The 23003-nt window shown below is 67.0% G+C and carries 19 protein-coding genes; 10 read left to right on the forward strand and 9 right to left on the reverse strand.

The annotated features are described in order from the left end of the window. Positions 1-10: 10 nt before the first annotated feature. Complete coding sequence (gene glgC, locus ABUA37_RS05360; RefSeq protein ID WP_349898099.1) at positions 11-1249, reverse strand: glucose-1-phosphate adenylyltransferase; 1239 nt, start codon at positions 1247-1249, stop codon at positions 11-13. Between the two features lie 46 nt (positions 1250-1295). Here glgC and glgA point away from each other — a divergent pair, with 46 nt between their 5' ends. The 3 genes from glgA to ABUA37_RS05375 all read left to right on the forward strand — a co-directional run bounded on the left by glgA (position 1296) and on the right by ABUA37_RS05375 (position 3678). Next, positions 1296-2477 carry a glycogen synthase gene (gene glgA, locus ABUA37_RS05365; RefSeq protein WP_349898100.1) on the forward strand — a complete coding sequence of 394 codons (1182 nt, stop codon included), beginning with the start codon at positions 1296-1298 and terminating at the stop codon, positions 2475-2477. 65 nt (positions 2478-2542) lie between these two features. Next, positions 2543-3325 (forward strand): ABC transporter ATP-binding protein, encoded by a 783-nt coding sequence (locus ABUA37_RS05370; RefSeq protein WP_349898101.1) that lies wholly within the window; start codon positions 2543-2545, stop codon positions 3323-3325. 101 nt (positions 3326-3426) lie between these two features. After that, on the forward strand, positions 3427-3678 hold the full coding sequence (locus ABUA37_RS05375; RefSeq protein ID WP_349898102.1) for a type B 50S ribosomal protein L31: 252 nt from the start codon (positions 3427-3429) through the stop codon (positions 3676-3678). Positions 3679-3772: 94 nt separating this feature from the next. On the opposite strand, the gene ABUA37_RS05380 is transcribed toward ABUA37_RS05375, so the two are convergent. Together ABUA37_RS05380 and treS are read right to left on the reverse strand one after the other, a co-directional pair. After that, positions 3773-4459: an exonuclease domain-containing protein gene (locus ABUA37_RS05380; RefSeq protein WP_349898103.1), complete on the reverse strand. Its 687-nt coding sequence runs from the start codon at positions 4457-4459 to the stop codon at positions 3773-3775. Between the two features lie 9 nt (positions 4460-4468). After that, positions 4469-6193 carry a maltose alpha-D-glucosyltransferase gene (treS, locus tag ABUA37_RS05385; protein WP_349898104.1) on the reverse strand — a complete coding sequence of 575 codons (1725 nt, stop codon included), beginning with the start codon at positions 6191-6193 and terminating at the stop codon, positions 4469-4471. 102 nt (positions 6194-6295) lie between these two features. Here treS and ABUA37_RS05390 point away from each other — a divergent pair, with 102 nt between their 5' ends. Together ABUA37_RS05390 and ABUA37_RS05395 are read left to right on the forward strand one after the other, a co-directional pair. Next, positions 6296-7195, forward strand: a complete 900-nt coding sequence (locus ABUA37_RS05390; protein ID WP_349898105.1) for an alpha/beta fold hydrolase — start codon at positions 6296-6298, stop codon at positions 7193-7195. Next, positions 7192-8301, forward strand: coding sequence for a glycosyltransferase (locus tag ABUA37_RS05395; RefSeq protein WP_349898106.1), 1110 nt, complete (start codon positions 7192-7194; stop codon positions 8299-8301). Before ABUA37_RS05390 ends, ABUA37_RS05395 begins: the two co-directional genes overlap by 4 nt. On the opposite strand, the gene ABUA37_RS05400 is transcribed toward ABUA37_RS05395, so the two are convergent. Both ABUA37_RS05400 and ABUA37_RS05405 read right to left on the reverse strand, forming a co-directional pair. Beyond that, complete coding sequence (locus ABUA37_RS05400) at positions 8298-8942, reverse strand: histidine phosphatase family protein (RefSeq protein WP_349898107.1); 645 nt, start codon at positions 8940-8942, stop codon at positions 8298-8300. The genes ABUA37_RS05395 and ABUA37_RS05400 overlap by 4 nt on opposite strands. Positions 8943-8997: 55 nt before the next feature. Beyond that, positions 8998-9855 carry a Sir2 family NAD-dependent protein deacetylase gene (locus ABUA37_RS05405; protein ID WP_349898633.1) on the reverse strand — a complete coding sequence of 286 codons (858 nt, stop codon included), beginning with the start codon at positions 9853-9855 and terminating at the stop codon, positions 8998-9000. A gap of 132 nt (positions 9856-9987) precedes the next feature. Between ABUA37_RS05405 and ABUA37_RS05410 the strand changes: the two genes are divergently transcribed. The 3 genes from ABUA37_RS05410 to ABUA37_RS05420 all read left to right on the forward strand — a co-directional run bounded on the left by ABUA37_RS05410 (position 9988) and on the right by ABUA37_RS05420 (position 13284). After that, complete coding sequence (locus ABUA37_RS05410) at positions 9988-10791, forward strand: TrmH family RNA methyltransferase (protein ID WP_349898108.1); 804 nt, start codon at positions 9988-9990, stop codon at positions 10789-10791. 29 nt (positions 10792-10820) lie between these two features. After that, positions 10821-12050 (forward strand): D-alanyl-D-alanine carboxypeptidase family protein, encoded by a 1230-nt coding sequence (locus ABUA37_RS05415; protein WP_349898109.1) that lies wholly within the window; start codon positions 10821-10823, stop codon positions 12048-12050. 136 nt (positions 12051-12186) lie between these two features. Next, the gene (locus ABUA37_RS05420) at positions 12187-13284 is read left to right on the forward strand and encodes a fatty acid desaturase family protein (protein WP_349898110.1); all 1098 of its coding nucleotides are present in this window, start codon (positions 12187-12189) and stop codon (positions 13282-13284) included. A gap of 60 nt (positions 13285-13344) precedes the next feature. On the opposite strand, the gene ABUA37_RS05425 is transcribed toward ABUA37_RS05420, so the two are convergent. Then, complete coding sequence (locus ABUA37_RS05425) at positions 13345-14130, reverse strand: SGNH/GDSL hydrolase family protein (protein WP_349898111.1); 786 nt, start codon at positions 14128-14130, stop codon at positions 13345-13347. 72 nt (positions 14131-14202) lie between these two features. Here ABUA37_RS05425 and ABUA37_RS05430 point away from each other — a divergent pair, with 72 nt between their 5' ends. Both ABUA37_RS05430 and ABUA37_RS05435 read left to right on the forward strand, forming a co-directional pair. Beyond that, positions 14203-16014 carry a DEAD/DEAH box helicase gene (locus tag ABUA37_RS05430; RefSeq protein WP_349898112.1) on the forward strand — a complete coding sequence of 604 codons (1812 nt, stop codon included), beginning with the start codon at positions 14203-14205 and terminating at the stop codon, positions 16012-16014. Positions 16015-16024: 10 nt separating this feature from the next. Next, on the forward strand, positions 16025-17251 hold the full coding sequence (locus tag ABUA37_RS05435) for an aminotransferase class I/II-fold pyridoxal phosphate-dependent enzyme (RefSeq protein ID WP_349898113.1): 1227 nt from the start codon (positions 16025-16027) through the stop codon (positions 17249-17251). On the opposite strand, the gene ABUA37_RS05440 is transcribed toward ABUA37_RS05435, so the two are convergent. From ABUA37_RS05440 to ABUA37_RS05450, 3 genes are read right to left on the reverse strand one after another with little or no spacing between them, the layout of a single operon-like run. Next, positions 17248-20649 carry an error-prone DNA polymerase gene (locus tag ABUA37_RS05440; RefSeq protein ID WP_349898114.1) on the reverse strand — a complete coding sequence of 1134 codons (3402 nt, stop codon included), beginning with the start codon at positions 20647-20649 and terminating at the stop codon, positions 17248-17250. The two genes, ABUA37_RS05435 and ABUA37_RS05440, sit on opposite strands and share 4 nt — an antisense overlap. Before the next feature lie 41 nt (positions 20650-20690). Beyond that, entirely contained in the window at positions 20691-22235 is a 1545-nt protein-coding gene (locus ABUA37_RS05445; RefSeq protein ID WP_349898115.1) for a DNA polymerase Y family protein, read from the reverse strand. Further along, the gene (locus ABUA37_RS05450) at positions 22232-22978 is read right to left on the reverse strand and encodes a hypothetical protein (RefSeq protein WP_349898116.1); all 747 of its coding nucleotides are present in this window, start codon (positions 22976-22978) and stop codon (positions 22232-22234) included. Before ABUA37_RS05450 ends, ABUA37_RS05445 begins: the two co-directional genes overlap by 4 nt. Positions 22979-23003 lie beyond the last annotated feature (25 nt).

Below are 23003 nucleotides of genomic sequence, written 5' to 3' on the forward strand. Positions count from 1 at the left end.
CGAGGAGGATCTAAACGACGTGGACACCCTTGCCGACAATGGTGATGCCGGAGTCCGTGACGGTGAACCCGCGCGCCTTGTCGGCTTCCGGATCGACACCGACAGTCGCGCCTTCGTTAACCACGACTTCCTTGTCCAGAATAGCCCTCCGCACGACGGCGTTCGGCCCGATACGCACCCGGTCGAAGACGATCGAATCCGTGACCTTCGCGCCGGACTCGATCGTGGCCCACGGTCCGAGCACGCTCCGCTCGATGTGCGCACCGGAGAGCAGCGAACCGAGCGAGACGATCGAATCGATGGTCGTGCCGACGTTTCCATGCGCATCCCGCACGAACTTCGCCGGCGGTGAGTTCAACTGCTGGCTGTGGATCGGCCACTCGGTGTTGTACAGGTTGAAGATCGGCAGCGCCGAGATGAGGTCCTGATGCGCGTCGAAGAACGAGTCGATGGTTCCCACGTCGCGCCAGTAGTAGCGGTCGCGGTCGGTCGCGCCCGGCACCTCGTTGCGATTGAGGTCATACACGGCCGCGTCGCCTCGAGCGACGAAGTCAGGGACGATGTCGCCGCCCATGTCGTGGTTCGACTCCGGTGATTCACCGTCGCGGAGTACCGCGTCGATCAGCACCTTCGCGTCGAACACGTAGTTGCCCATGGAGGCGAGAACCTCGCCGGGGGAGTCGGTGAGCCCGATCGGGTTCTTCGGCTTCTCGTGGAAGGCGGCGATCCTGGTCGGGTCGTCTGCACTCGTTTCGATGACACCGAACTGGTCGGCGAGACCGATCGGCTGACGGATGGCCGCGACGGTCACGCCGGCACCGGACTGGATGTGCGCGTCGATCATCTGGCTGAAGTCCATGCGGTAGACGTGGTCGGCACCGACCACGACGACGATGTCGGGCTTCTCGTCTCTCAGCAGATTCAGGCTCTGCAGGATGGCATCCGCGGAGCCTGCGAACCAGCGCTTGCCGAGGCGCTGCTGCGCGGGAACGGAAGCCACGTACGAGTTCGTAAGCCCGGACAGGCGCCAGGTCTGCGAGACGTGACGGTCGAGGCTGTGCGACTTGTACTGGGTCAGGACGACGATCTGCCGCAGGCCCGAGTTGATCAGGTTGGAGAGCGCGAAGTCGATCAGTCGGTAGTTGCCGCCGAAGGGCACACCCGGTTTTGCCCTGTCTGCCGTGAGCGGCATGAGCCGCTTGCCTTCGCCGCCGGCCAGCACAATCCCGAAAATCTTCTTGGTCGCCATGCTCCCAGAGTAAGGGTGGGGCGCCTCGTGTACTAGCGTTCCTGATGTGAGAGTCGACGTCGTTACCCGTGAATATCCGCCGGAGGTCTACGGGGGAGCAGGTGTGCATGTTGCCGAGCTCGTGCGCTCCCTGCGTGCCGATCTCGATGTTGTCGTGCGCTGCTTCGGCAGGCCGCGCGACGAGCCCGGTGTGCAGAACTACCTCGTCCCGGCCGAACTGACCGGCGCCAATCCCTCGATCGCCACCATCGGCGTCGACCTGCAAATGGCACAGGACGTGGCCGGCGCAGATCTCGTGCACTCGCACACCTGGTACGCCAACGGTGCGGGACACCTCGCCAAGCTGCTGCACGGCATTCCCCACGTGGTCACCGCGCACAGCCTCGAGCCGCTCAGGCCGTGGAAGGCGGAGCAGCTCGGCGGCGGATACCGCGTCTCAAGCTGGCTCGAGCGCGGTGCCTTCACAGAGGCCGATGCGGTCATCGCCGTGAGCCATGGAATGCGCGCCGACATCCTTCGCTCGTACCCGACCCTCGACGAACAGAGGGTGCACGTGGTGCACAACGGAATCGACCTCGAGCGCTGGCACCCGGTGTCGGATGACGACCTGCTCGGCTCCCTCGGCATCGATCCCTCGCGACCATCCGTGGTCTTCGTCGGTCGGATCACGAGGCAGAAGGGTCTGCCGTACCTGCTCAGGGCGGCGGCACTGCTCCCGCCCGAGGTGCAGCTTGTGCTCTGCGCCGGAGCCCCGGATACGGCTGAGATCCTCGAGGAGGTGCGCGCGGGCGTGGCGAGCCTGCAGGCGAACCGCAGCGGTGTGGTGTGGATCGAGCGTCTACTGAGCCAGCACGAGCTGTCTGCCGTGCTCACGGCGGCCACGACATTCGTCTGCCCCTCGATTTATGAGCCACTCGGAATCGTGAACCTTGAGGCGATGGCCTGCGGCGCACCCGTCGTGGGAACCGCCACTGGCGGAATTCCCGAGGTCGTCGAGGATGGCGTCACCGGGCGACTCGTGCCGATCGAGCAGCTGCAGGACGGAACCGGGACCCCCGTGGATGCGGAACGCTTCGTGCAGGACCTGGCGAGGGCTCTCGCCGAGGTCGTGTCGGACCCAGAGGTCGCCGAGCGTATGGGCGAGGCCGGTCGTGCCCGCGCAGAACGCGAGTTCGGCTGGGACAGGATCAGCCGCAGGACCCAGGAGATCTACCGCTCGCTCCTCTGAGACGCAGCCCGAAGACAGCCTCGTGGCGGCGTCGGCTCACTGCCGTCTCGCGTTAGGGTTGAGGCATGGCCAGCGTTCTCGAGCTCTCCGACGTCACCGTCGTTCGCGATGGAAATCCGATCCTCAATTCAGTGACTCTGACGATCGATGGAGACGAGCGCTGGGTCGTGCTCGGACCCAATGGTGCGGGCAAAACCACGCTGCTGCAGGTGGCCGCCGCGATGATGCACCCCACCTCGGGTACCGCTCACATCCTCGATGACCGCCTCGGTGCCACGGATGTCTTCGAGCTGCGACCCCGCATCGGCTTCGCTTCCACGGCACTCGCGCGCAGGATCCCGCCGAGCGAGACCGTGCTGAACGTCGTCCTGACCGCCGCATACTCCGTCACGGGTCGCTGGAACGAGGCCTACGAGGAGATTGACGTACGCAGGGCGCAGCGAGTGCTCGCCGAATGGAGGCTCGACGCGCTCGAACAGCGCCGATTCGGCGATCTCAGCGATGGCGAACAAAAGCGCGTGCAGATCGCTCGTTCCGTGATGACGGACCCTGAACTGCTGCTGCTCGACGAGCCTGCCGCAAGCCTCGACCTCGGCGCTCGTGAAGAGCTCCTGCAGTTGCTTGGCGGTTATGCCAGCGCACCCGAGGCGCCGGCGATCATCATGGTCACCCACCACGTCGAAGAGATCCCGCGCGGCTTCGGCAACGCGCTGCTGCTGCGGGGCGGAGCGGTGCAGGCTGCCGGTCCGATCGACGAGGTGCTGACCTCGGAGAATCTCAGTGCGACCTTCGGTCTCGAGCTCACGGTCGAGCACAACAACGGCCGCTTCACCGCGAGGGCCGCGTAGTTCTGATATCGTAGATAGCTGGCCTGCTCTGCCAAGTCTTTTGCAGCTTGTGCGCGGCGAGTATGCGCGCATCCACACCGACGTCAATCCAAGGAACAACCATGAAGTCTGACATCCACCCCACTTATGCCCCGATCGTTTTCCGCGATCTCGCGTCGGGTGCGACCTTCCTGACCCGCTCGACCGCGAGCAGCGACAAGACGATCGAGTGGGAAGACGGCAACAGCTACCCCGTGATCGACGTCGAGATCTCGTCGGCTTCGCACCCGTTCTACACGGGCAAGCAGCGCATCCTCGACAGCGCCGGCCGCGTGGAGAAGTTCAACTCCCGCTACAAGGGCTTCGGCGTCTAATCGACAACACACAGCTCTTCACGGAAGGCGACCCGCACCGCGGGTCGCCTTCTTCGCTTAAGCGCTGGTACTGGCGCCAGCGCTAGCGCCGGTGCTAGCGCTCTGGCCAGCCGCCAGAGGTCGTGAAGTCGGGCCTGGTGCGGCGCATGTACTCCTGGAAGCTCGCGGCCTGCTCGGCACACCAACCGACCTGCAGGCCGTGAAGCTCGGTCACGTCTGCTCCGAGGCCATCGGGGTACGCGCGGGCGATCGCCTGGGCCACTCTGCCCGCGGCTATCGCATCCGCACCGGCATCGTGCGCGTCGAGCAGTTCGACGCCGTATAGGAGCGCGGCCGCCTCCAGGGTGCGCTTGCCCTTGCGGTACCTGTCGAGCGCCTTGTCGATCACGAGCGGGTCGATGATCGGAGAGGGCGTGTCGAGCGGCGCGATTCCGTAGCGGATGGCCTCTCGATTGAGCAGGGTGAGGTCATACGGCGCGTTGTAGATCGTCACGGCAAGCCCGCGAGCGAACAGGCCACGCAGCGCGTCAACGATCTCGGACACGACCTCCGCCGCTATGCGACCCTCCGCACGAGCGCGTTCGGTCGTGATCCCGTGCACGGCGCTGGCCTGCAGCGGAATCTCGATTCCCGGATCCGCTAGCCAGTCGAATCGTTCTATACATTCGCCGTGCGTATTGATCACGCCGACGTGCGCCGAGACGATGCGACTCGCCTCAACGTCAATGCCCGTCGTTTCGAGGTCGAATACACCGAGTTCGTCACACCATGTCGTAGTCACGCTGCAAGCCTAGGGGCGACCACCGACAGTGCTTGGCGTCCCGATGTGCAGCCAATAGAAGCTCTGCGTGCCGAGGGTGAGAGTGAGCGATCCGTCGTCACCGAAGGAGGGAAATTCGCTGCCGCCGAACAGGTCGAAGAGCGCTGAACCCGCGAACTGTTCCGCCCGGATGGTGGCGGAGACGGGATTGTGCGCGAAGCTGAACACGCAGAGCACGTCCTCGCTCGAGTCCCCGAACTGGGTGCCGGAACCGGCGTAGGAGCGCACGAACGCGAGCACTGACTCGTGATCGGTCTCGAGCACCGTGAGGCTGCCGAGACCGAAGGTCGGATGCGCCTTGCGCACATGGATCACGTTGCGCACCCAGTGCAGCAGCGAGCGCGACTGGGCGAGCTGGGACTCGACGTTGATGAGCGTGTAGTTGTAGACGAGGGACTGCACGACGGGCAGGTAGAGCTTGCCCGGGTCTGCGGACGAGAAGCCTGCATTGCGGTCGGGTGTCCATTGCATCGGGGTGCGCGAGCTGTCGCGGTCGGGCAGCCAGATGTTGTCGCCCATCCCGATCTCGTCGCCGTAGTAGAGGAACGGGCTGCCGGGGAGCGAGAACAGCAGGGCGTGCGCCAGTTCGAGCTCTGCCCTCGAGTTGTCGAGCAGGGGAGCGAGCCTGCGCCGAATGCCGATGTTCGAGCGCATCCGCGGGTCGTAGGCGTACCAGCCGTACATGGCCTGTCGGTATTCCTCGGAGACCATCTCGAGCGTCAGCTCGTCGTGGTTACGTAGGAAGACGCCCCAGCCCGCGCCCTCCGGAATGTCCGTAGTCTCGGAGAGCACGCGCACGAGTTCGCCGGCCTGCTGCGACCGCAGGGAGTAGAAGATGCGCGGCATGACGGGGAAGTCGAACGCCATGTGGCACTCCGGCTCCTCTTCGGTTCCGAAGAACGCGGCGACCTCGCGGGGCCACTGGTTTGCCTCGGCGACGAGGATGCGACCGGGGTAGTCCCGGTCCACCATCTCGCGCAGTCCCTTGATGAAGTCGTGCGTCGGCGGTTCCCCCTCGCCGTTGCCGTCCTCCGACTCGAAGAGGTAGGGGATCGCGTCGAGCCGCATGCCGTCGACGCCGAGATCCATCCAGTAGCGGATGACCTCGGCCACTGCCTCCCGCACCGCAGGGTTCTCGAAGTTCAGGTCGGGCTGGTGAGAGAAGAAGCGGTGAAAGTAGAACTGGCGGCGCACCGAGTCGAACGCCCAGTTCGATTCCTCGGTGTCGACGAAGATGATGCGGATGTTCGGATACTTCTCGTCCGTGCCGCTCCAGACATAGAAATCGCCGTACGGTCCCTCGGGGTCGGTGCGCGACTGCTGAAACCACTCGTGCTGGTCCGAGGTGTGGTTGAGCGGGTAGTCGATGATGATGCGCATGTTGCGCTCGTGGGCCTTGGTGACGAGGTCTTTGAACTCGTCGAGCGTGCCGAACTCGGGCAGGATCGAGTGGAAGTCCGAGACGTCGTATCCGCCATCGCGCAGCGGTGACTGGAAGAACGGCGGCAACCAGAGCGCATCGATGCCGAGCCACTGCAGGTAGTCAAGCCGGGAGATGAGTCCCTGGATGTCACCGGCCCCGTCGCCGTTACTGTCGACGAACGAGCGCACCATGACCTCGTAGAACACCGATCGCCTGTACCACCGGGGATCGAGCGTCAAACCGGGCAGTTGAATGGGTGCGGTGAAGCTCACGGCACTCCTCTCGGGGCGTTTCCTGGTCGCACTTGGACTTCTTCGAGTCTAGATGGGCTGTGCAAGCGCTTGTGCTGTGCGACATCCGTAGACTTGGCACAAATGATCGTCGAATCTCCCTTCGCTGCCCTGCTCGCTGACATCCCCGTCGAGCGACACGAGGTGTCCGTGCTCGGAAGCACAACCCGGTACTGGATCTATGGCGATCCGCACGCCGCGACGACCGTGGTGGTCTCGCACGGCTATCGGGGTGAGCATCACGGACTCGAGCCCGTGATCGCTCAGTTGCCGGGAGTGCGCTGGATCAGCCCCGACCTTCCGGGCTTCGGTGAGTCCACGCCGCTGACAGAGGTGCCACACAGCATCGAGGGCTACGCCCGCTGGCTCATCGCCTTCTTCGACGCGCTGGGGCTCAGCGGCAATGCCGTGGCGCTCGGGCACTCATTTGGCTCGATCATCTCCTCGCAGGCGATCGTGCTCGGTCTCGATACGCCGCGGCTCATCCTGATCAACCCGATCGCGATCTCGGGTCTCGATGGCCCGAAGCCGCTCGCCACCAAGCTCACGGTGCTCTACTACCGGCTCGCCGGCAGACTGCCGGAAAAGGTCGGCAGCTTCCTGCTCAAGCGCTGGCTCATCGTGCACTTCATGAGTGTGACGCTCGCCAAGACGAAAGACAGAGCGCTCCGCCGCTGGATCCACGCCGAGCACCACACCTACTTCAACCGCTTCGCCAGCAGGGATGTCGTGGTCGAGGCCTTCGAGGCGTCGATCAGCGCCGACGTGAGCGATTTCGCCGCCGCGATCGAGGTTCCGACGCTCCTCGTCGCGGCCGAACTGGACGACATCACGCCGGTATCCGCCCAGTTCGAACTGGAGAAACTCTTCCCGCACGCGAGCCTCACGGTGCTGCAGGGGGTCGGCCACCTCATCCACTATGAGGTGCCCGCGCTTGCCGCAGACGCGATCCGCGAATTCCTGGCGGAGCCCAGCGAGCGGTGAAAGTCATCTTCGACTGCCGCTACACCCGATTCGAGCGGCACGACGGAATAAGTCGCTACACCGCGGGACTCGTCGAGGCATTCTCCAGGCTGCATCCCGTGACGATGCTGATCAGCGACACTCGGCAGCTGAAGATGCTGCCCGACCTGCCGTGGATCAAGTCACGCCCGGGAACGAGCCTGCTCGAGCCCTGGATCCCGCTGCTCACGCTCAACCGCGAGCATCCGGATGTCGTCTTCAGCCCCATGCAGACGATCGGTTCGGTGGGCCGTCGCTTCAAGCTCGTGTTGACGCTGCACGACATGGTGTTCTACCGCACCCGCACCCCACCCCGGGAGTTCAACTGGGCCATTCGGGGGGGCTGGTGGGCGTATCACCTGTTCTACTGGCCGCAGCGCATCACGCTCAACCGGGGCGACGCCGTGGTCACCGGTTCATACAATTGCGAACGCGAGATGGCGGAGGCGAAGCTCACCAAGCGCCCGATCACCGTGATCCGGCCGGGCGTGCCCGATGTCGGAGCGCCGGTGCGCAGCCATCCTGACTCCAAGATGCTTGTGTACATGGGCACCTTCATGCCCAATAAGAACGTCGAGACCCTCGCGAAGGGCATGCACTTTCTGCCGGGCTACACGCTGCACCTGCTCAGCCGCATCAGCGACGAGGCGCGGGAACGCCTGAGCGCCCTGGCCCCGGAGGGGTCGATCGTCTTCGAGAACGGCGTGACAGACGAGCAGTACCAGGAGCGGCTGCGCGACGCGGTCGCCATGGTCTCGGCGTGCCGCGACGAGGGCTTCGGCATCCCGCTGATCGAGGCGCTGATCGTCGGCACGCCACTCGTGATCAGCGACATCCCAGTGTTCCGTGAGGTGGGCGGAAACGCCGCCACCTTCTTCGACCAGGAGGACCCACGCGCCTTCGCGGATGCCGTGCTCGCAATCGACAATGCCGAGGACTGGAACCGATTGACAGCGCTCGCGCGCGAGCAGGGCGCGGTGTTCAACTGGGACGTGGGTGCTCGCACCCTTTACTCCCTGCTGAGCTCGCTCACGAGCGAGCACGACCGGGGCTCATCCGCGGTGCCGCGCGAGGCGATCGGGGGCTAGCCCTCCGCAGACTCTCGCTGTTCCAGCGCGTTCTGCTCGGAGAGGTCGGCGGAGCCCGGCTCCACGGATGCCTCTTCGATCGGGTCGTCGAAGGCGACCAGTTCGAGTTCGCCATCCCGCAGCCGGAAGCTGTGGATGGATCCGTTGCTGATCGGCACACCGCGATGAGTGGGGGAACCGGGCGCGATGGTGTTGAGGACGCTGCGGATCACCCCGCCGTGGGTGGTGACGATGAGGTGCTGGCGCGGGTGCTCCTCGGCGAGGCGCACGAGAGCCGGCACGACGCGCGCGGCGACATCCTCCCTGCTCTCGCGGCCGGGCACCGACGAGCCCCTGGGATACAGCCGGGACAGTTCCTCGTGGTTGAGTCCCTCGGCATCCCCATAGGCCCGCTCAACGATCTCATCGAATCTGGTCGGTTCGCCCAGACCGAGTTCGTCCGCAATGATCGCGGCCGTCTCGTAGGCGCGCGAGAGCGGACTGCTGAAGATGCCGTCCCAGTACCTGCGGGCCAGAAGCCTGCCGGTGCGCTCGGCCTGGAGGCGCCCCGTCGCATTGAGCGGGATGTCGGTGCTGCCCTGGATGCGCCGCTGGCGATTCCAGTCGGTCTCGCCGTGCCGAACGAGGTAGAGAAAAGTCATCGCTGCCGTCCTTCGCACTCGTGGCCATGGGCGGCCCACCACGCGGGCGGCTAGATCAAGGAGCGAGCCGCTCCACCATCGCGGTGAACACCTCGGAGGTACCCGCATCCAGCTTAACGTCGGCTCGCGCGTCGCCCTTGGTGACGCCACGGTTCACGATCACGATCGGGATGCGGCGCTTCGCCGCACGATCGAGCAGCCGGACGCCTGAATTGACAGCGAGGGATGAGCCCGCGATGAGGAGCGCGTCCGCCGCCTGCACGAGCGAGAGCGCCTCGTGAAACTTCTCCGTGGGCACGAATTCGCCGAAGAACACCACGTTCGGCTTCAGTATCCCGCCGCAGACGGAGCACTCGGGCACGACGAACTCCGCGGTGCGCGCGATCGCGACGTCGCCATCCGGGCCCAGCTCGACCGAATCGGGCTCGTCGAGCCAGGAGTTGGAGGCGGCGATGCGCTTCGCGATGTCCGTGCGTGCGAAGACCTGCCCGCAGTTCAGGCAGTGCACCGTATCCATGGTGCCGTGGAGGTCGACGACGTGCTGCGAGCCAGCCCGCAGGTGGAGTCCGTCGACGTTCTGCGTGATGACGCCGTTCGTGATGCCCCGTTCTTCGAGCCTGACCAGCGCGCGATGCCCCGCGTTCGGCGCGGCGCCGTCGAAGCGCTTCCAGCCGAGGTGGCTGCCCGCCCAATAGCGCTGGCGGAACTCGGGGCCGGAGAGGAACTGTGCAAAGGTCATCGGAGTGCGCACCGGTGCGCCCTCGCCGCGATAGTCGGGAATGCCGGAATCGGTGCTGACGCCCGCGCCGGTCAGTACCGCGGTCGTGCGGCCGTCGAGCAACTCTACGGCGACATCGAGAGCGGCCGACTGGGATGCCGGCAGCGCGGAAACGACGTTCGAGGCGAATTCCATCGTCACCATCCGTCCCTTCCTCGACCACGGCCTGACTCACACACTAGACACTCCAGTTTTCCGCTATGTTTCCGAATGCTGGCAGCGTGAGTCGCCGCCGCAGCCGACAGGCCAGTGAGAAGGGGAGTGTTCGTGCAGGTCATCCGCATCACAGATCTCAACGATGAGGGCCTGGCCGACTATTCCCAGCTCACCGACGTGGTGCTGCGGCGACTCTCGGAGCCTGCAGGCGGCCTGTACATCGCGGAGTCGAGCAAGGTGATTTCCCGCGCCCTGGCCGCCGGGCACCGCCCACGCTCGGTGCTTGTGCTCGAGCAGTGGCTACCAGACATGGAGCGCCTGCTCGCCGACCACGACGTGCCGGTGTACGTGGGACCGCCGGAGCTGCTCGAGTCGCTCACCGGATTCAACCTGCACCGTGGCGCGCTGGCCGCAATGCATCGCCCCACGCTCGCCCCAGTGGAGACCCTGATCGCGGGTGCCAGGCGCATCGTCGTGCTTGAGGACATCGTCGACCACACCAACGTCGGCGCAATCTTCCGCGCCGTCGCTGGCCTCGGTGCCGATGCCGTGCTCATCACCCCGCGTTGCGCGGATCCGCTGTATCGCCGCAGCGTGCGCGTGAGCATGGGCACGGTGCTCCAGGTGCCGTGGACGAGGCTGCCCGACTGGCCGGAGGGCGCGGACATCCTCAGGGCAGAGGGCCTCCACCTCGCGGCATTGGCGCTATCGGATGACGCGGTCGGTCTCGACGAGTTCGCCGAGCATCCGCCGGAGAAACTCGCGATTCTCTTCGGCACCGAGGGTGACGGGCTGACGCGCCGAGCGCTCGATGGTGCCGACACCGTGGTGACCATTCCGATGCTGCACGGGGTGGACTCGCTCAATGTGGCGTCGGCAAGCGCGGTGGCGCTCTGGGCGTTGCGCGTGCGATAGGCCGCGCGGCGCCCGCCTATCATGGGCTCGTGAAGCCGCGACCACGACTGAAGTATGCCCTGAGACGGGTCACTGCCGTCGCGGGCGTCACGGTGCTGCTCGCGACCGGGATCTACCTGCCGCTGACGCTGCTCGCGCCCATCGCACCCGTCGCGGCCGAGGTGCAGCACTCCGGCTCGGAGACGCAGCCCGCCGCGCAGCTCAGCTGGCCCGGCGTCGCAGCGAGTGCGATCGGGGCCGTCGGATTTCCCGGCACGCTCGCCGCGAGTGGAAGCACACAGCCGCGATCGATCGCCAGCATCACCAAGGTCATCACGAGCCTCGTGGTGCTGAGCGTCAGGCCGCTCGCGCTCGGCGACTCCGGGCCGGCGATCCAGTTCACCGAACAGGATGCCGCCCTCGTCAAGGCATACCGTGACCGAGACGGCACCACCAAGCCGGTGCGGGCCGGAATGGTGCTCAGTCAGTTGCAGGTGAACGAGGTGATGCTCATCGCCTCGGCCAACAACTACGCCGAGTCGTATTCGACCTGGGCGTTCGGATCGCAGGAGAAATTCCTCGACGCCGCGGCGGCCTGGCTCACGGCACACGGCATGAACGACACGACACTCCTCGACAGCTCGGGCATGAACCCCGGCAATCGCAGCACCGCAGCCGACCTGGTGACACTCGGCAAGCTGGCGCTGGCTGACCCGGTCGTTGCCATGATCGTCGCGACCAAGAGCGTCTCCGTGCCGGGGGTCGGCGACATCAAGAACTCCAACCGGCTCCTGGGACACGGCGGCGTGGACGGCATCAAGACGGGAACGCTCGACGCGGCAGGAGCCTGCCTGCTCTTCTCGACGGAGTTCACCGTGGGGAGCCACAGGGTCACGATGGTGGGTGTCGCGCTCGGCGGCGCCGATCATCCGTCTCTCGATACCGCGGTGCGCTCTCTGATCGCGACAGCGAAAAGGGGATTCCACGACGTGTCGCTGTCGAAGAAGGGCCAGAGCTTCGCCTCCTACTCGACAGCGTGGAAGACGAAGGTCCGCGCGATCGCGAGCGCGAGTCGCTCTGTGCTCGTCTGGGCCAATACGCCGATCACGGCCACCGTGACCAGCGAACCGATCTCGCTCACCCGTGCCGGAGCGACCGTGGGGTCGGTCGATTTCTCGGTGCGGGGCAAGAAGATCTCGGTGCCGCTGAAGCTCGACAAGGGCCTTGACGACCCCGGCGCCCTGTGGCGGCTTGGCAATCCGGTCGCTCTGCTGGGTTAACATTCCTTTTCAGGAATGTGTACAGAAAACGTATAACCTTCACGCCATTCACAGCCAGCGTCGGTAGAGTCTGCACTATCCAGGAGCGTCCGCTTCATATCTTCGGCTGGGAAGTCACCCTCCGAATCGAGGCACCGTGGCTGATTCTGCCGCTCCCGTTATCACTCTCACGCGAACGCGCCCGGGCGGCAACTCGGTCAATCCCACTACCGAATACTCCGCACTGCTGCGCACGGTGCGCGACGCGGGGCTGCTGCGGCGCAGGACCGGCTTCTACCTGACGACCTTCAGCATCCTGTGCCTCGCGCTCGTCGGCGCTATCACCGGCTTCGTGCTGCTGGGCGACAGCTGGTACCAGCTGCTCATCGCGGGCGCGCTCGGCATCATCCTCACCCAGTTCGCGTTCCTCGCCCATGAGGCGGCCCATCGGCAGGTGTTCACCTCCGGCAAGGCCAACGATCTCGCGGGCCGCATGCTCGCCAATCTCTTCGTCGGCATCAGCTACTCGTGGTGGATGACGAAGCACTCGAGGCACCACGCGAACCCGAACATCCTCGGCAAGGATCCCGACATCGAGCGCGACTTCGTCTCGTTCACTCCGGAGGACGCCGCCAGGGCGCGGGGCCTATACGCCTGGGCCACCAAGCGCCAGGGTTACCTCTTCTTCCCGGCGCTCATGCTCGAGGGCATCAACCTGCACATCCTCGGGTTCAAGACCGTCTTCGGCAGCGGCAAGGTCGACAAGCGCTGGCTCGAGATCACAATGCTCCTCACACGCATCAGCGCCTACCTCGCCGTGATCTTCCTGTTCCTGCCGCTCGGTATGGCGTTCGCCTTCATCGGCGTGCAGGTCGCGGTCTTCGGCGTCTACATGGGCGCGACGTTCGCACCGAACCATAAGGGGATGCCGATCCTCGCCCACGACAGCAAGGTCGACTTCCTTCGCCGCCAGGTTCTCACCTCGCGCAACATCAAGGGCAACTGGCTGATGGACACCTTCATGGGCGGACTCAACTACCAGATCGAGCACCACCTGTTCCCGAACATGCCGAGGCCGCATCTCTCGAAGGCGCAGCAGATCGCCAAGGAGTACTGCGCAACGCACAAGGTTCTCTACACCGAGACCACGCTCACGCAGTCGTACGGTCTGGTCGTGCAGTACCTCAACCGGGTCGGGCTGTCCGCCGGCGGCGACCCCTTCGATTGCCCCGCGGCGACGCAGTTCGGTCGCTAGGCCCCGAGCGCAAGGCCCCGAGCGCTAGTGCGCGAGCGCTAGTGCGCGAGCGCTAGCGCCTCAGCGCCCGGCGCCCCACGCGTCACCCTCACCGGGACGTTTCGGGCTGATTCCGTCGCCCGAAGACTGGTGGCGGATTCGCCTAATCACCCACGGCACGAGGTATTCGCGCGCCCAGCCGATGTCTTCGACCCTCGCTTGACGCCACGGTCTCGGCGGCAGCGGCTCCGGTGAATACGGTTCGAGCGCGTTCTCGACGCCCAGCGCGTTGAGCACCATCCTCGCGATCGTGTTGTGGCCGATGGGGGAGAAGTGCAGGCGGTCCGGTGCCCACATCCGTGGATCCTTGAGCTCACGCAGGGCCCACATGTCGGCCACGACCAGGTCGTGTCGAGCTGCGATCGCGCGCAGGTTCTCGTTGTAGATCGCGACCTTGCCGCGCACACGACCGAGCACCGGCGTCATACCGATATCCGGACCGTTGAACAGCACGACGGTTGCGCCGTCTGAACGGAGCCGTGCGAGGCCCGTCTCCAGCCGCTCGGCGACGTCATCCGGATCGGTGTTGGGCCTGATGATGTCGTTGCCGCCCGCCGAGATCGTGATGAGGTCTGGCCGCAACTCGATGGCCGGCTCCATCTGCTCGTCGAGGATCTGCTGCAGCAGCCGACCACGGATGGCGAGGTTCGCGTAGGCGAAATCGTCCGTGCCTTCGCCCAACACCTCGGCCACGCGGTCGGCCCAGCCGCGATAGCCGCCGGGGCTCTTCGGCTCGGGGTCACCGATGCCCTCGGTGAAGGAATCTCCGATGGCGACGTAGCGAGACCACGGGTGTTGCTGTGTCATGCAGTCAACGATGCATCAAGCTGCGGTGAGGTGCCAACCCGGCGAACAGGAGCATGTCGGTGTGGACGGGTAATGTCTTCTCAAGTGAGTACTCCGCTTCCCTTCGGCCACCAGGTCGGCACCTCGGCAGCCGAGCATCTCTCTCCGGCCTTCCCGGAGCGCGCGGCCAGGGGAACCGCAGACAAGCTGCGAGCCTGGCAGGAGGAGGCGCTCGACGCCTACTTCGAGAGGGAACCGCGGGACTTTCTCGCCGCGGCAACGCCCGGCGCAGGCAAGACGACCTTCGCGCTCAGGCTCGCCGCGGAACTCCTCGCCCGCAAGACCATCGATCGCATCACCGTGGTTGCGCCGACGGAGCACCTCAAGCGGCAGTGGGCCGACGCGGCTCACCGGGTGGGCATCCGGCTGGATCCCGGCTTCAAGAACAGTCACGGCAGGCAGGCCAGGCACTATCACGGCGTCGCCGTGAGCTACGCGCAGGTCGCCACGCGCCCCGCCGTGCACCGCAAGCTCACCGAGGGTGCTCGCAGCCTCGTGATCCTCGATGAGGTGCACCACGGCGGCGACGCGCTCAGCTGGGGCGACGCGATTCGGGAGGCGTTCGAGCCGGCGGCGAGGCGCCTCTCGCTGACCGGCACACCGTTCCGCTCCGACACCTCGCCGATTCCCTTCGTGACCTACTACCCGGATGAGCACGGCATCCGCACCTCGCACGCCGACTATTCTTATGGCTACGGCAGGGCGCTCAAGGACGGCGTCGTGCGCCCGGTGATGTTCATGGCCTACGCGGGCAAGATGCGCTGGCGCACCCGCACGGGCGACGAGATGGAGGCGAGCCTCGGCGAAGGCGACACGAAGGACGTCACCGCGCAGGCGTGGCGCACCGCTCTCGACCCCGAGGGCGAGTGGATGCCGTCGGTGCTGCGCGCCGCGGACCGTCGACTGAGCGAGGTGCGCAACGCCGTTCCGGATGCCGGCGGCCTCGTCATTGCGACCGATCACTTCGCCGCGCGCGCGTACGCGGGCATCCTCAAGTCGATCACCGGTCGAGAGCCCACCGTCGTGCTCTCGGACGAAAAGGCGGCGAGCGATCGGATCGCGACCTTCTCCAAGTCGAGCGAGCGCTGGATTGTCGCCGTGCGCATGGTCTCCGAGGGCGTCGACATCCCGAGGCTCGGCGTGGGGGTGTACGCGACCTCCGCGTCGACACCGCTCTACTTCGCCCAGGCCATCGGGCGCTTCGTGCGCACCAGGCGGCGCGGCGAGACCGCATCGATCTTCGTGCCGAGCGTGCCGAGCATCCTTGCCCTCGCCAGCCAGATGGAGCTCGAGCGTGACCATGCTCTCGATCGGGACACGGGTGACCTGCTGCTCGCCGTCGACGACGACCTCGTCGCCGAGGCGAACAGCTCCGAGTCGGCGTCGGCCGAGAACCTCTACGAGTTCGATTTCAAGGCCCTCGAATCGCAGGCGAACTTCGACCGGGTGCTCTACGAGGGAACCGAATTCGGCTTCAGTGCCGAGCCCGGGAGCCTCGAGGAGGAGGACTTCATCGGTATTCCCGGCCTGCTCGAACCCGAGCAGGTGAGCGAGATCCTCAAGGCGCGGCAGGCGAGGCAGTCCCGTCGCAGCGAGGATCGCAGGCGAGCGCGCATCGCGGCGGGCGAGGAGCCGCCTCCTCCGCTGTACCGCACGCTCAAGGAGCAGCGCACCCTGCTCAACAGTCTCGTGGGCATGCGAGCGAAGCTGAGCGGCGAACCACACGCGCTCATCCACGCGGAACTGCGGCGCATCTGCGGGGGACCCGCGGTGGCCCAGGCGAGCGTCACGCAATTGCAGGCGAGGATCGATCTGCTGCGCAAACGAGCGGGTTCTGGCCGGTAACGTTAAGCGCGTGACCGACACCACGCTCGAGCAGAGCTACCGAGAACTCCAGGCCAAGAAGCTGACCCTCGACCTCACGCGCGGCAAGCCGTCGCCCGAACAGCTCGACCTCTCGAACGCGCTGCTGTCCCTGCCCGGTGAGGGCGACTTCCGGGACGCCTCCGGTACCGACCTGCGCAACTACGGCGGACTCGACGGGTTGCCCGAGCTACGCGCCCTCTTCGGTGAGCTACTGAAGATCACGGTCGACCAGCTCATCGCACCCAACACGACGAGCCTGCCGATCATGTACGACGTGCTCGCGAACGCGGTGCTGCACGGCGTGCCGGATGGCGATGGGCCGTGGCGCGACGTGGCCTTCCTGTGTCCCGTGCCCGGGTACGACCGCCACTTCACCATCTGCGAGGCGCTCGGCATCCGGATGATCCCGGTCCCGTTCGTGAACGGACGCCTCGACCTCGAGACCATCGCCGAACTCGCCGGTTCCGACGCGAGCATCCGGGGCATGTGGTGTGTTCCGATGTACTCAAACCCCACCGGTGTGACCTATAGCGAGGACGAGGTGCGCCAGCTCGTCTCGATGCAGACCGCGGCACCAGATTTCCGCCTGATGTGGGATAACGCCTACGCCGTGCATCATCTGAGCGACGACGAGGAGCCGGTGATCGACGTGCTTGGCCTCGCGGAGCAGTCGGGCAACGCGAACCGCCCGCTGGTGTTCGCCTCGACGTCGAAGATCACCTTCCCCGGCGGGGGCGTCGGATTCTTCGGCGCGTCGCCGGCGAACGTGGCCTGGCTGCGCGGGCACCTCTCGGCCCAGACGATCGGACCGGACAAGCTCAACCAGCTGCGCCATCTGCGCTTCCTGAAGAGTGCGGATGGCGTGCGGGCGCTCATGCAGAAGCATCGCGCCATTCTCGCCCCCAGGTTCGACGCCGTGCAGCAGATCCTGTCCGAGCGGCTGGGGAACGCGGCGGAGTGGTCGGTTCCCACCGGCGGATACTTCGTGAGCCTCGAAGCGGGAGAGGGCTGCGCCAGCCGCGCCGTCGAACTCGCGAAGCAGGCAGGCATCGCGGTGACCGCTGCGGGCGCCACCTTCCCGTACCATGACGACCCTCGCGACTCGAACATCCGCATCGCGCCGAGCTTCGCCTCGCTGAAGGACGTGCGGGCGGCGATCGACGGGCTCTGCACCTGCGTGCTGCTGGCCCGGGCCGAGAAGGGGCTCAGCGCCTAGCGAAAGTCTCGCGAGGTGCTGTTCAGCGGCACCGAGAGCGGTTCGAAGCGGTCGGCGAGGATGTTGGTGACTCCCTCGGGGGATCGCTCCAGCATGCCGCGCACGATGAGCGCCGCGGAATCCCTGGCCACGCGACGGTAGCGCGACCACACGCCGACGCTGCACACCACGTTGACGAGGCCCGTCTCATCCTCGAGGTTCATGAAGGTGATGCCGCTCGCGGTCTGCGGTCGCTGCCGGTGGGTGACGATGCCGCCGACCTCGACTCTTCTGCCGGGCTCGGTCTTCGCGAGGCCAGTCGCGCTGATCACCCCGCGGCGGTCGAGATCGAGGCGAAGGTGCCGCAGCGGATGATCGCTGGGGGAGATGCCGGTGGCCCAGAGGTCTGAGTAGAGCTGTTCCACCGCAGAGGGCATCGAGAACAGCGGCGGCTGCACGGAGACCATGCTGCCCGGCAGGTATTCGGCTCGGTCCTGGGCCGCGTCACCCGCCGCCCACATCGCCTCCCGCATCGACAGGCCCAGCGATTCGAAGGCACCGGCGGTGGCGAGGGCCTCGAGCTGCGCCGTCTGCAGGCCGACGCGCCGCACCAGTTCGCCCATGCTCGCGTACCCGCCGTTCACCTCGCGCTCGGCGACGATGCGGGCGGCAAGATTCTCACCGATTCCGGTGACCTCGGCGAGGCCCAGTCGCACCGCGAGAGCCCCGTCGCGCCTGTGTTCGGTCGCATCGAAATGTGCCCCACGGTCGAAGGGACCGATCGGCGGCTGCTCGCGCCGCAGGCATGCCTTGTCGCCCGTCGGCAGGGCCTCGCCCGGGCGAAGCGCCTCAAGCCCGGCCTTCACTCCGGAGCGAAGGATATCGGGCCGCAACACCTCCACGCCGTGCCTGCGCGCATCGGCCACAAGGGTCTGTGGCGAGTAGAAGCCCATGGGTTGGGCCCGCAGGAGGGCGGCGAGAAAGGCCGCCGGATAGTGCAGCTTGAGCCAGGCGCTCGCATAGACGATCAGGGCGAAGCTGAGCGCATGGCTCTCGGCGAAGCCGAAGCTCGCGAAGGACTGGATCCTCGCATAGATCTCGTCGGCATCCCGGCCCACGATGCCGTTGCTCGCCATGCCCTCGTAGAGCCGCAGCCTCAGTGACTCGATCTTCTCCTGGCCACGCTTGGAGCCCATGGCACGGCGCAGCAGGTCCGCGTCTTCGAGGCTGCAGCCACCCACCGCCACCGCGATCTGCATGAGCTGCTCCTGGAACAGGGGAACGCCGAGCGTGCGCTCGAGCACGTCTTCGAGCAGCGGATGGGGGTAGCTGATCGGCTCGTCACCCCGCTTGCGCCGCACGTAGGGGTGTACGGCGCCGCCCTGGATCGGCCCGGGTCGCACGACGGCGATCTCGACGACGAGGTGGTAGAACTCTCGCGGCTGCAGCCGGGGCAGCATGCCCATCTGGGCGCGGCTCTCGACCTGGAACACCCCGACGGCGTCGGCCAGGCAGAGCTGGTCGTAGACCCCCTGCTCCTCCTTGGGGATGCGATCGAGAGTCCACTCCTCGCCGAGCCCGTCTCGCACGAGGTCGAAGCAGTGCTGCACCGCGGAGAGCATGCCGAGCCCGAGCAGGTCGAATTTGACGAGCCCCATCCAGGCGCAGTCGTCCTTGTCCCACTGCAGCACGGTGCGATCCTTCATGCGGCCGTGTTCGATCGGGCAGACCTCGCCGATCGGGCGGTCGGTGAGCACCATGCCGCCGGAATGGATGCCGAGGTGTCTGGGAGCCTTGATGACCTGTGCTGCGAGGCCCACCACATCCGGCGGGATGTCGTGGTCGTCGCTCGAGACGACGCCGCCCCAGCGCTCCACCTGCTTCGACCAGGCATCCTGCTGGCCGGGGCTGTAGCCGAGCGCCTTGGCCATGTCGCGCACGGCGAACTTGGGACGGTACTGGATGAGGTTGGCCACCTGGGCGGCGTTCTCGCGCCCGTATCTGCCGTAGACGTACTGGATGACCTCCTCCCGACGGTCGGAGTCGAAGTCGACGTCGATGTCGGGTTCCTCGTCGCGAGTGCTGGAGAGGAATCGTTCGAAGGGCAGTCGGTAGAAGATCGGGTCGACCGCGGTGATGTCGAGCAGGTAGCAGACGACGGAGTTCGCGGCGGAACCGCGCCCCTGGCAGAGGATGCCGCGGCCGCGCGCGAACCTCACGATGTCATGCACGATGAGGAAGTAGCCGGGGAAGTCCTTCTGCTCTATGACCTCGAGTTCCCGCTCGATGCGTTCCCGGCCCGCCTCGTCGAGGCCCGGCATCCTGGTCGGGATCGCCTCCATCACGAGGTGCCGCAGCCAGCTCATGGGGGTGTGCCCGGCCGGCACCTCCTGTCTCGGCAGGCCCGGCCTCGCCGTGCGCAGTCTGAAGGCGAGTTCGTCCGCCAGTTCGACCGTGGTCTCGATGGCCCCCGGATACCTGGCGAAGCGCGCCGCCATCTCCGCCCCGGAGCGCAGGTGCGCCACCCCGGATGCCGGCAGCCAGCCATCGAGTTCCTCGAGGCTCCTGCGGGCGCGCACCGCCGCCAGCGCGGAGGCCAGGTGACGACGCTCGGGTGTCGCGTAGTGGACATTGCCCGTCGCGACGATGCGAAGTCCGCGCTGCACGGCGAGGGCCGCAAGCACGTCGTTGTAGCTGCTGTCGAGCGGGCCGCCGTGATCGATGAGCTCGACCACCACGTTGTCGCGACCGAATCGCTCCACGAGCCGATCGAGTTCACGCGCTGCAGCCGTGCCGCCATCATGTCTGCCACCCTCGATCATGGCCTGGCGCACCCGGCCCTTGCGGCATCCGGTGAGGATGACCCAGTGGCCATCGGCTCGCCGGGAGAGCTCGTCGAGGTCGTAGAGTGGGCGCCCCTTTTCGCCGCCCGCCAGCTGCGCGGAGGTGATGGCTCCCGCGAGCCGGTGGTAGCCCTCCTCCCGTCTCGCCAGCACCAAGAGGTGACTACCCTCCGGATCGGCCGATCCGTTCTGCGGCGCGCCGAGGCCCAGGGAGAGCTCTGCACCGAAGACGGTGCCGACCCGCTCATAGCTCGCCGCGGCTTCGGCCAGCCGCACCGCGCCGTAGAAGCCGTCATGATCGGTGAGGGCGAGCGCGTGCAGGCCGAGCCTGGCCGCCTCTTCGAGCAGCTCCTCCGGGGAGCTCGCGCCATCCAGGAAGCTGAAGTTCGAGTGGGCGTGCAGCTCCGCATAGGGGACGCCCGAGACAGGCTCCGGCAGGGGGAGTGGCTCGTAAGCCGAACGCTTGCGCGACCACGGGCCCTCGCTCTCGCTCTCCGCGGAGGTGGCCAGGGGAGGTCGTCCCGAGAGGCCGCGCTCGAGTTCGGACCAGGGGATCGGCGGATTGTTCCAGCCCATCAGCACGGGCCCATCAGCACAGGCCCATCAGCACGGGCCCATCAGTCGTACCTGGCTTCCGCCCACCAGCGATCATCCTGCAGTACGAGGAGCCAGGCGATGCCGTCGGCATCCACCAGCTGGAATCGGTTGATCATGCCACGGCCCGTGCGTTTCGAGTCCCACCACCGCTCCTCGAGCGGCCAGGGGCCCGCCCAGGCGGTGAGCGCGCGCAGGTCACTCGTGGAGTTGGTGGGGGAGAACCTCACCGGCTCGCCCGTGAGCGTGCCGCGGGCATCCACCCCGAGCTGCTCTCCCGTGATCGTCAGCACGGAGACCAGCCGGGGAAGGGGAAACACCGTCGCGGGATAGGGCGCGGGAAGCGAGCCCGGCCAGGGCCTGGCCTGCGGCCGGGCGGCGAGCAGCGGATCGCCCCAGGCGGCCGCACGCTGCCGGTCGGCGAGAAGGCGGCCCCCGCCCACCGTGGCGGTGACGACGGCCCCGTGCCCGAGCATGCTCTGCACCCGGGAGAGCCCGTGGTGGATGCGTTCATCCTGCCCGGTTCCCCACAGGCCTTCCTCGTGGTTGCCGATCGCGTCGACGCTCTCGGGCACCACCCGCACCCTGGTGATCCCAGAGGCGAGACCGCTGTCGCCGCCGCTGCCCTGAAGCTGCCAGCGCACCCTGTCCACGACATCCGCCGCGGTGAAGGACCTCGGATGCAGCCAGCCGCGTTCCGAGATCTCACCGGACTCCGACTCCACCTCCACTCGCAGCGCGGTGCACACGAGCTTCGCCTCGACGAGCCCCTGAATGAAGCGATCAGCCGAGGCGCGAAACCCGAAGGCCACCTGGTCGATGCGCTCCAGGGGCGGCCAGAACTCGATCGTGCTGTCCAACTGCTCGGGCGGCTTCCTCGGCACAATCGCCCGGCTGTCCCGGCCCCCGGCGAGGGCGTGCAGCCACGCGCCGGACTCGCCAAAGCGATCACGAACCGACACGACATCCAGGGCGGCGAAGTCACCGAGGGTGCGGATGCCGAGACGACGCACGAGGTCGACCAGCCTGGCGTCGCCGAGGTGCTCGATAGGCAGGGGCGAGAGGAACGCGGCCGACTCGCCCTCTGGCACGATCTGGATGCGCTGGCGCTTCTGCTGGCGCACCGCCCGCTCCGCGGTGAACGGACCGTCGGCGATGCCCACCCGGGCGCCGTGCACCTGGATGCCGTCGAGCCGGTCGAGCAGCCAGAGCGCCGCCTCCTCCTCGCCACCGTAGTAGCGCGCTGGCCCCCTCGCGCGTAGCACACAGCTGCCTGGACGAACCAGCTGCACACCGGGCATGGTCTCTTCGATCGCGGCGAGCACGGGCTCGAACGCCCTGCTGTCGAGGGCCGCGTCATAGGGGAAGACGAGAAGCCTCGTGCAGCGCGCCTGCGCCTCCCTCACGCGCAGCCCGCGACGAACCCCCTCGCTGCGAGCCGCGGCCGAGCAGGCGAAGACGAGACCTCGGTCGATCAGCGCGACCGGGGCATCCGCGGGGAGTCTGCGATGGAGCATGGTGGCCGTGATCGGCCAGTCCGGGCACCACAGCACCATGGCGCGGTTCATCCTGCGACCTGGTGAAGCAGGGAACGGCTCGATTGCTCCGCTCGGAACTGCTGCCGGGCATCCGGCAACCAGAGCCGCCCGCTGCGCGGACGCCCGCCCGCACGACTCGTCACGGTGACCGTGGCCTGCCGCTCGGCGAGATAGCCGTGGCCGGAACCTATGCCACCCCATCGGCTCTCGCTGAGGCTCAGCATCGCCTCGCTCTGCGGCCAGGTGCCGAGCACGATCAGGGTCGCCCCGCGCTGACGGATGCGGGCGGCGAGCCTCGCCACGGCGCCATCGCTCGCCCGCTTCGACGGCCTCACCACCACGACGGTGAGCACGTCGGCGAGCGCGGCAGCCACCGTGAGCCAGTGCTCACCCGGATGCGGCACGAGCGCCAGGCGATCGAGATCGATCCCGAAGCCTGCCGCGGCCTCGATGCCGAACTCGGGGATGCCAACCACCCCGCACCACGACCCGGCGGCAGAGGGACCGGCCAGGAGCGCCATGAGCAGGGTCAGCGAGTTCTCGACGGAATAGCTCGCCCCGGCCAGGAGGGACCCACCGGGCAGCAGCTCCGCGAACGCCGGATGGGTGGGAATGCTGCGGGTGTCAAGCTTCGTCGCCTGCATGCTACGGATGCGCTCCTGCAGCTCGCGCACGCGCTCGCCCGTGGAGGCAAGAGCGCTGGAGGCAAGAGCGCTGGAGGCAGGAGCGCTGGACGCGGGAGCGCCCGAGGCGACAGCGGTGGCGGAGGACATCCCCCCATGTTCGAACATATGTTCG

Origin of the sequence: Parafrigoribacterium soli (genome assembly GCF_040227235.1) — a bacterium.
GTDB lineage: Bacteria > Actinomycetota > Actinomycetes > Actinomycetales > Microbacteriaceae > Parafrigoribacterium_A > Parafrigoribacterium_A soli.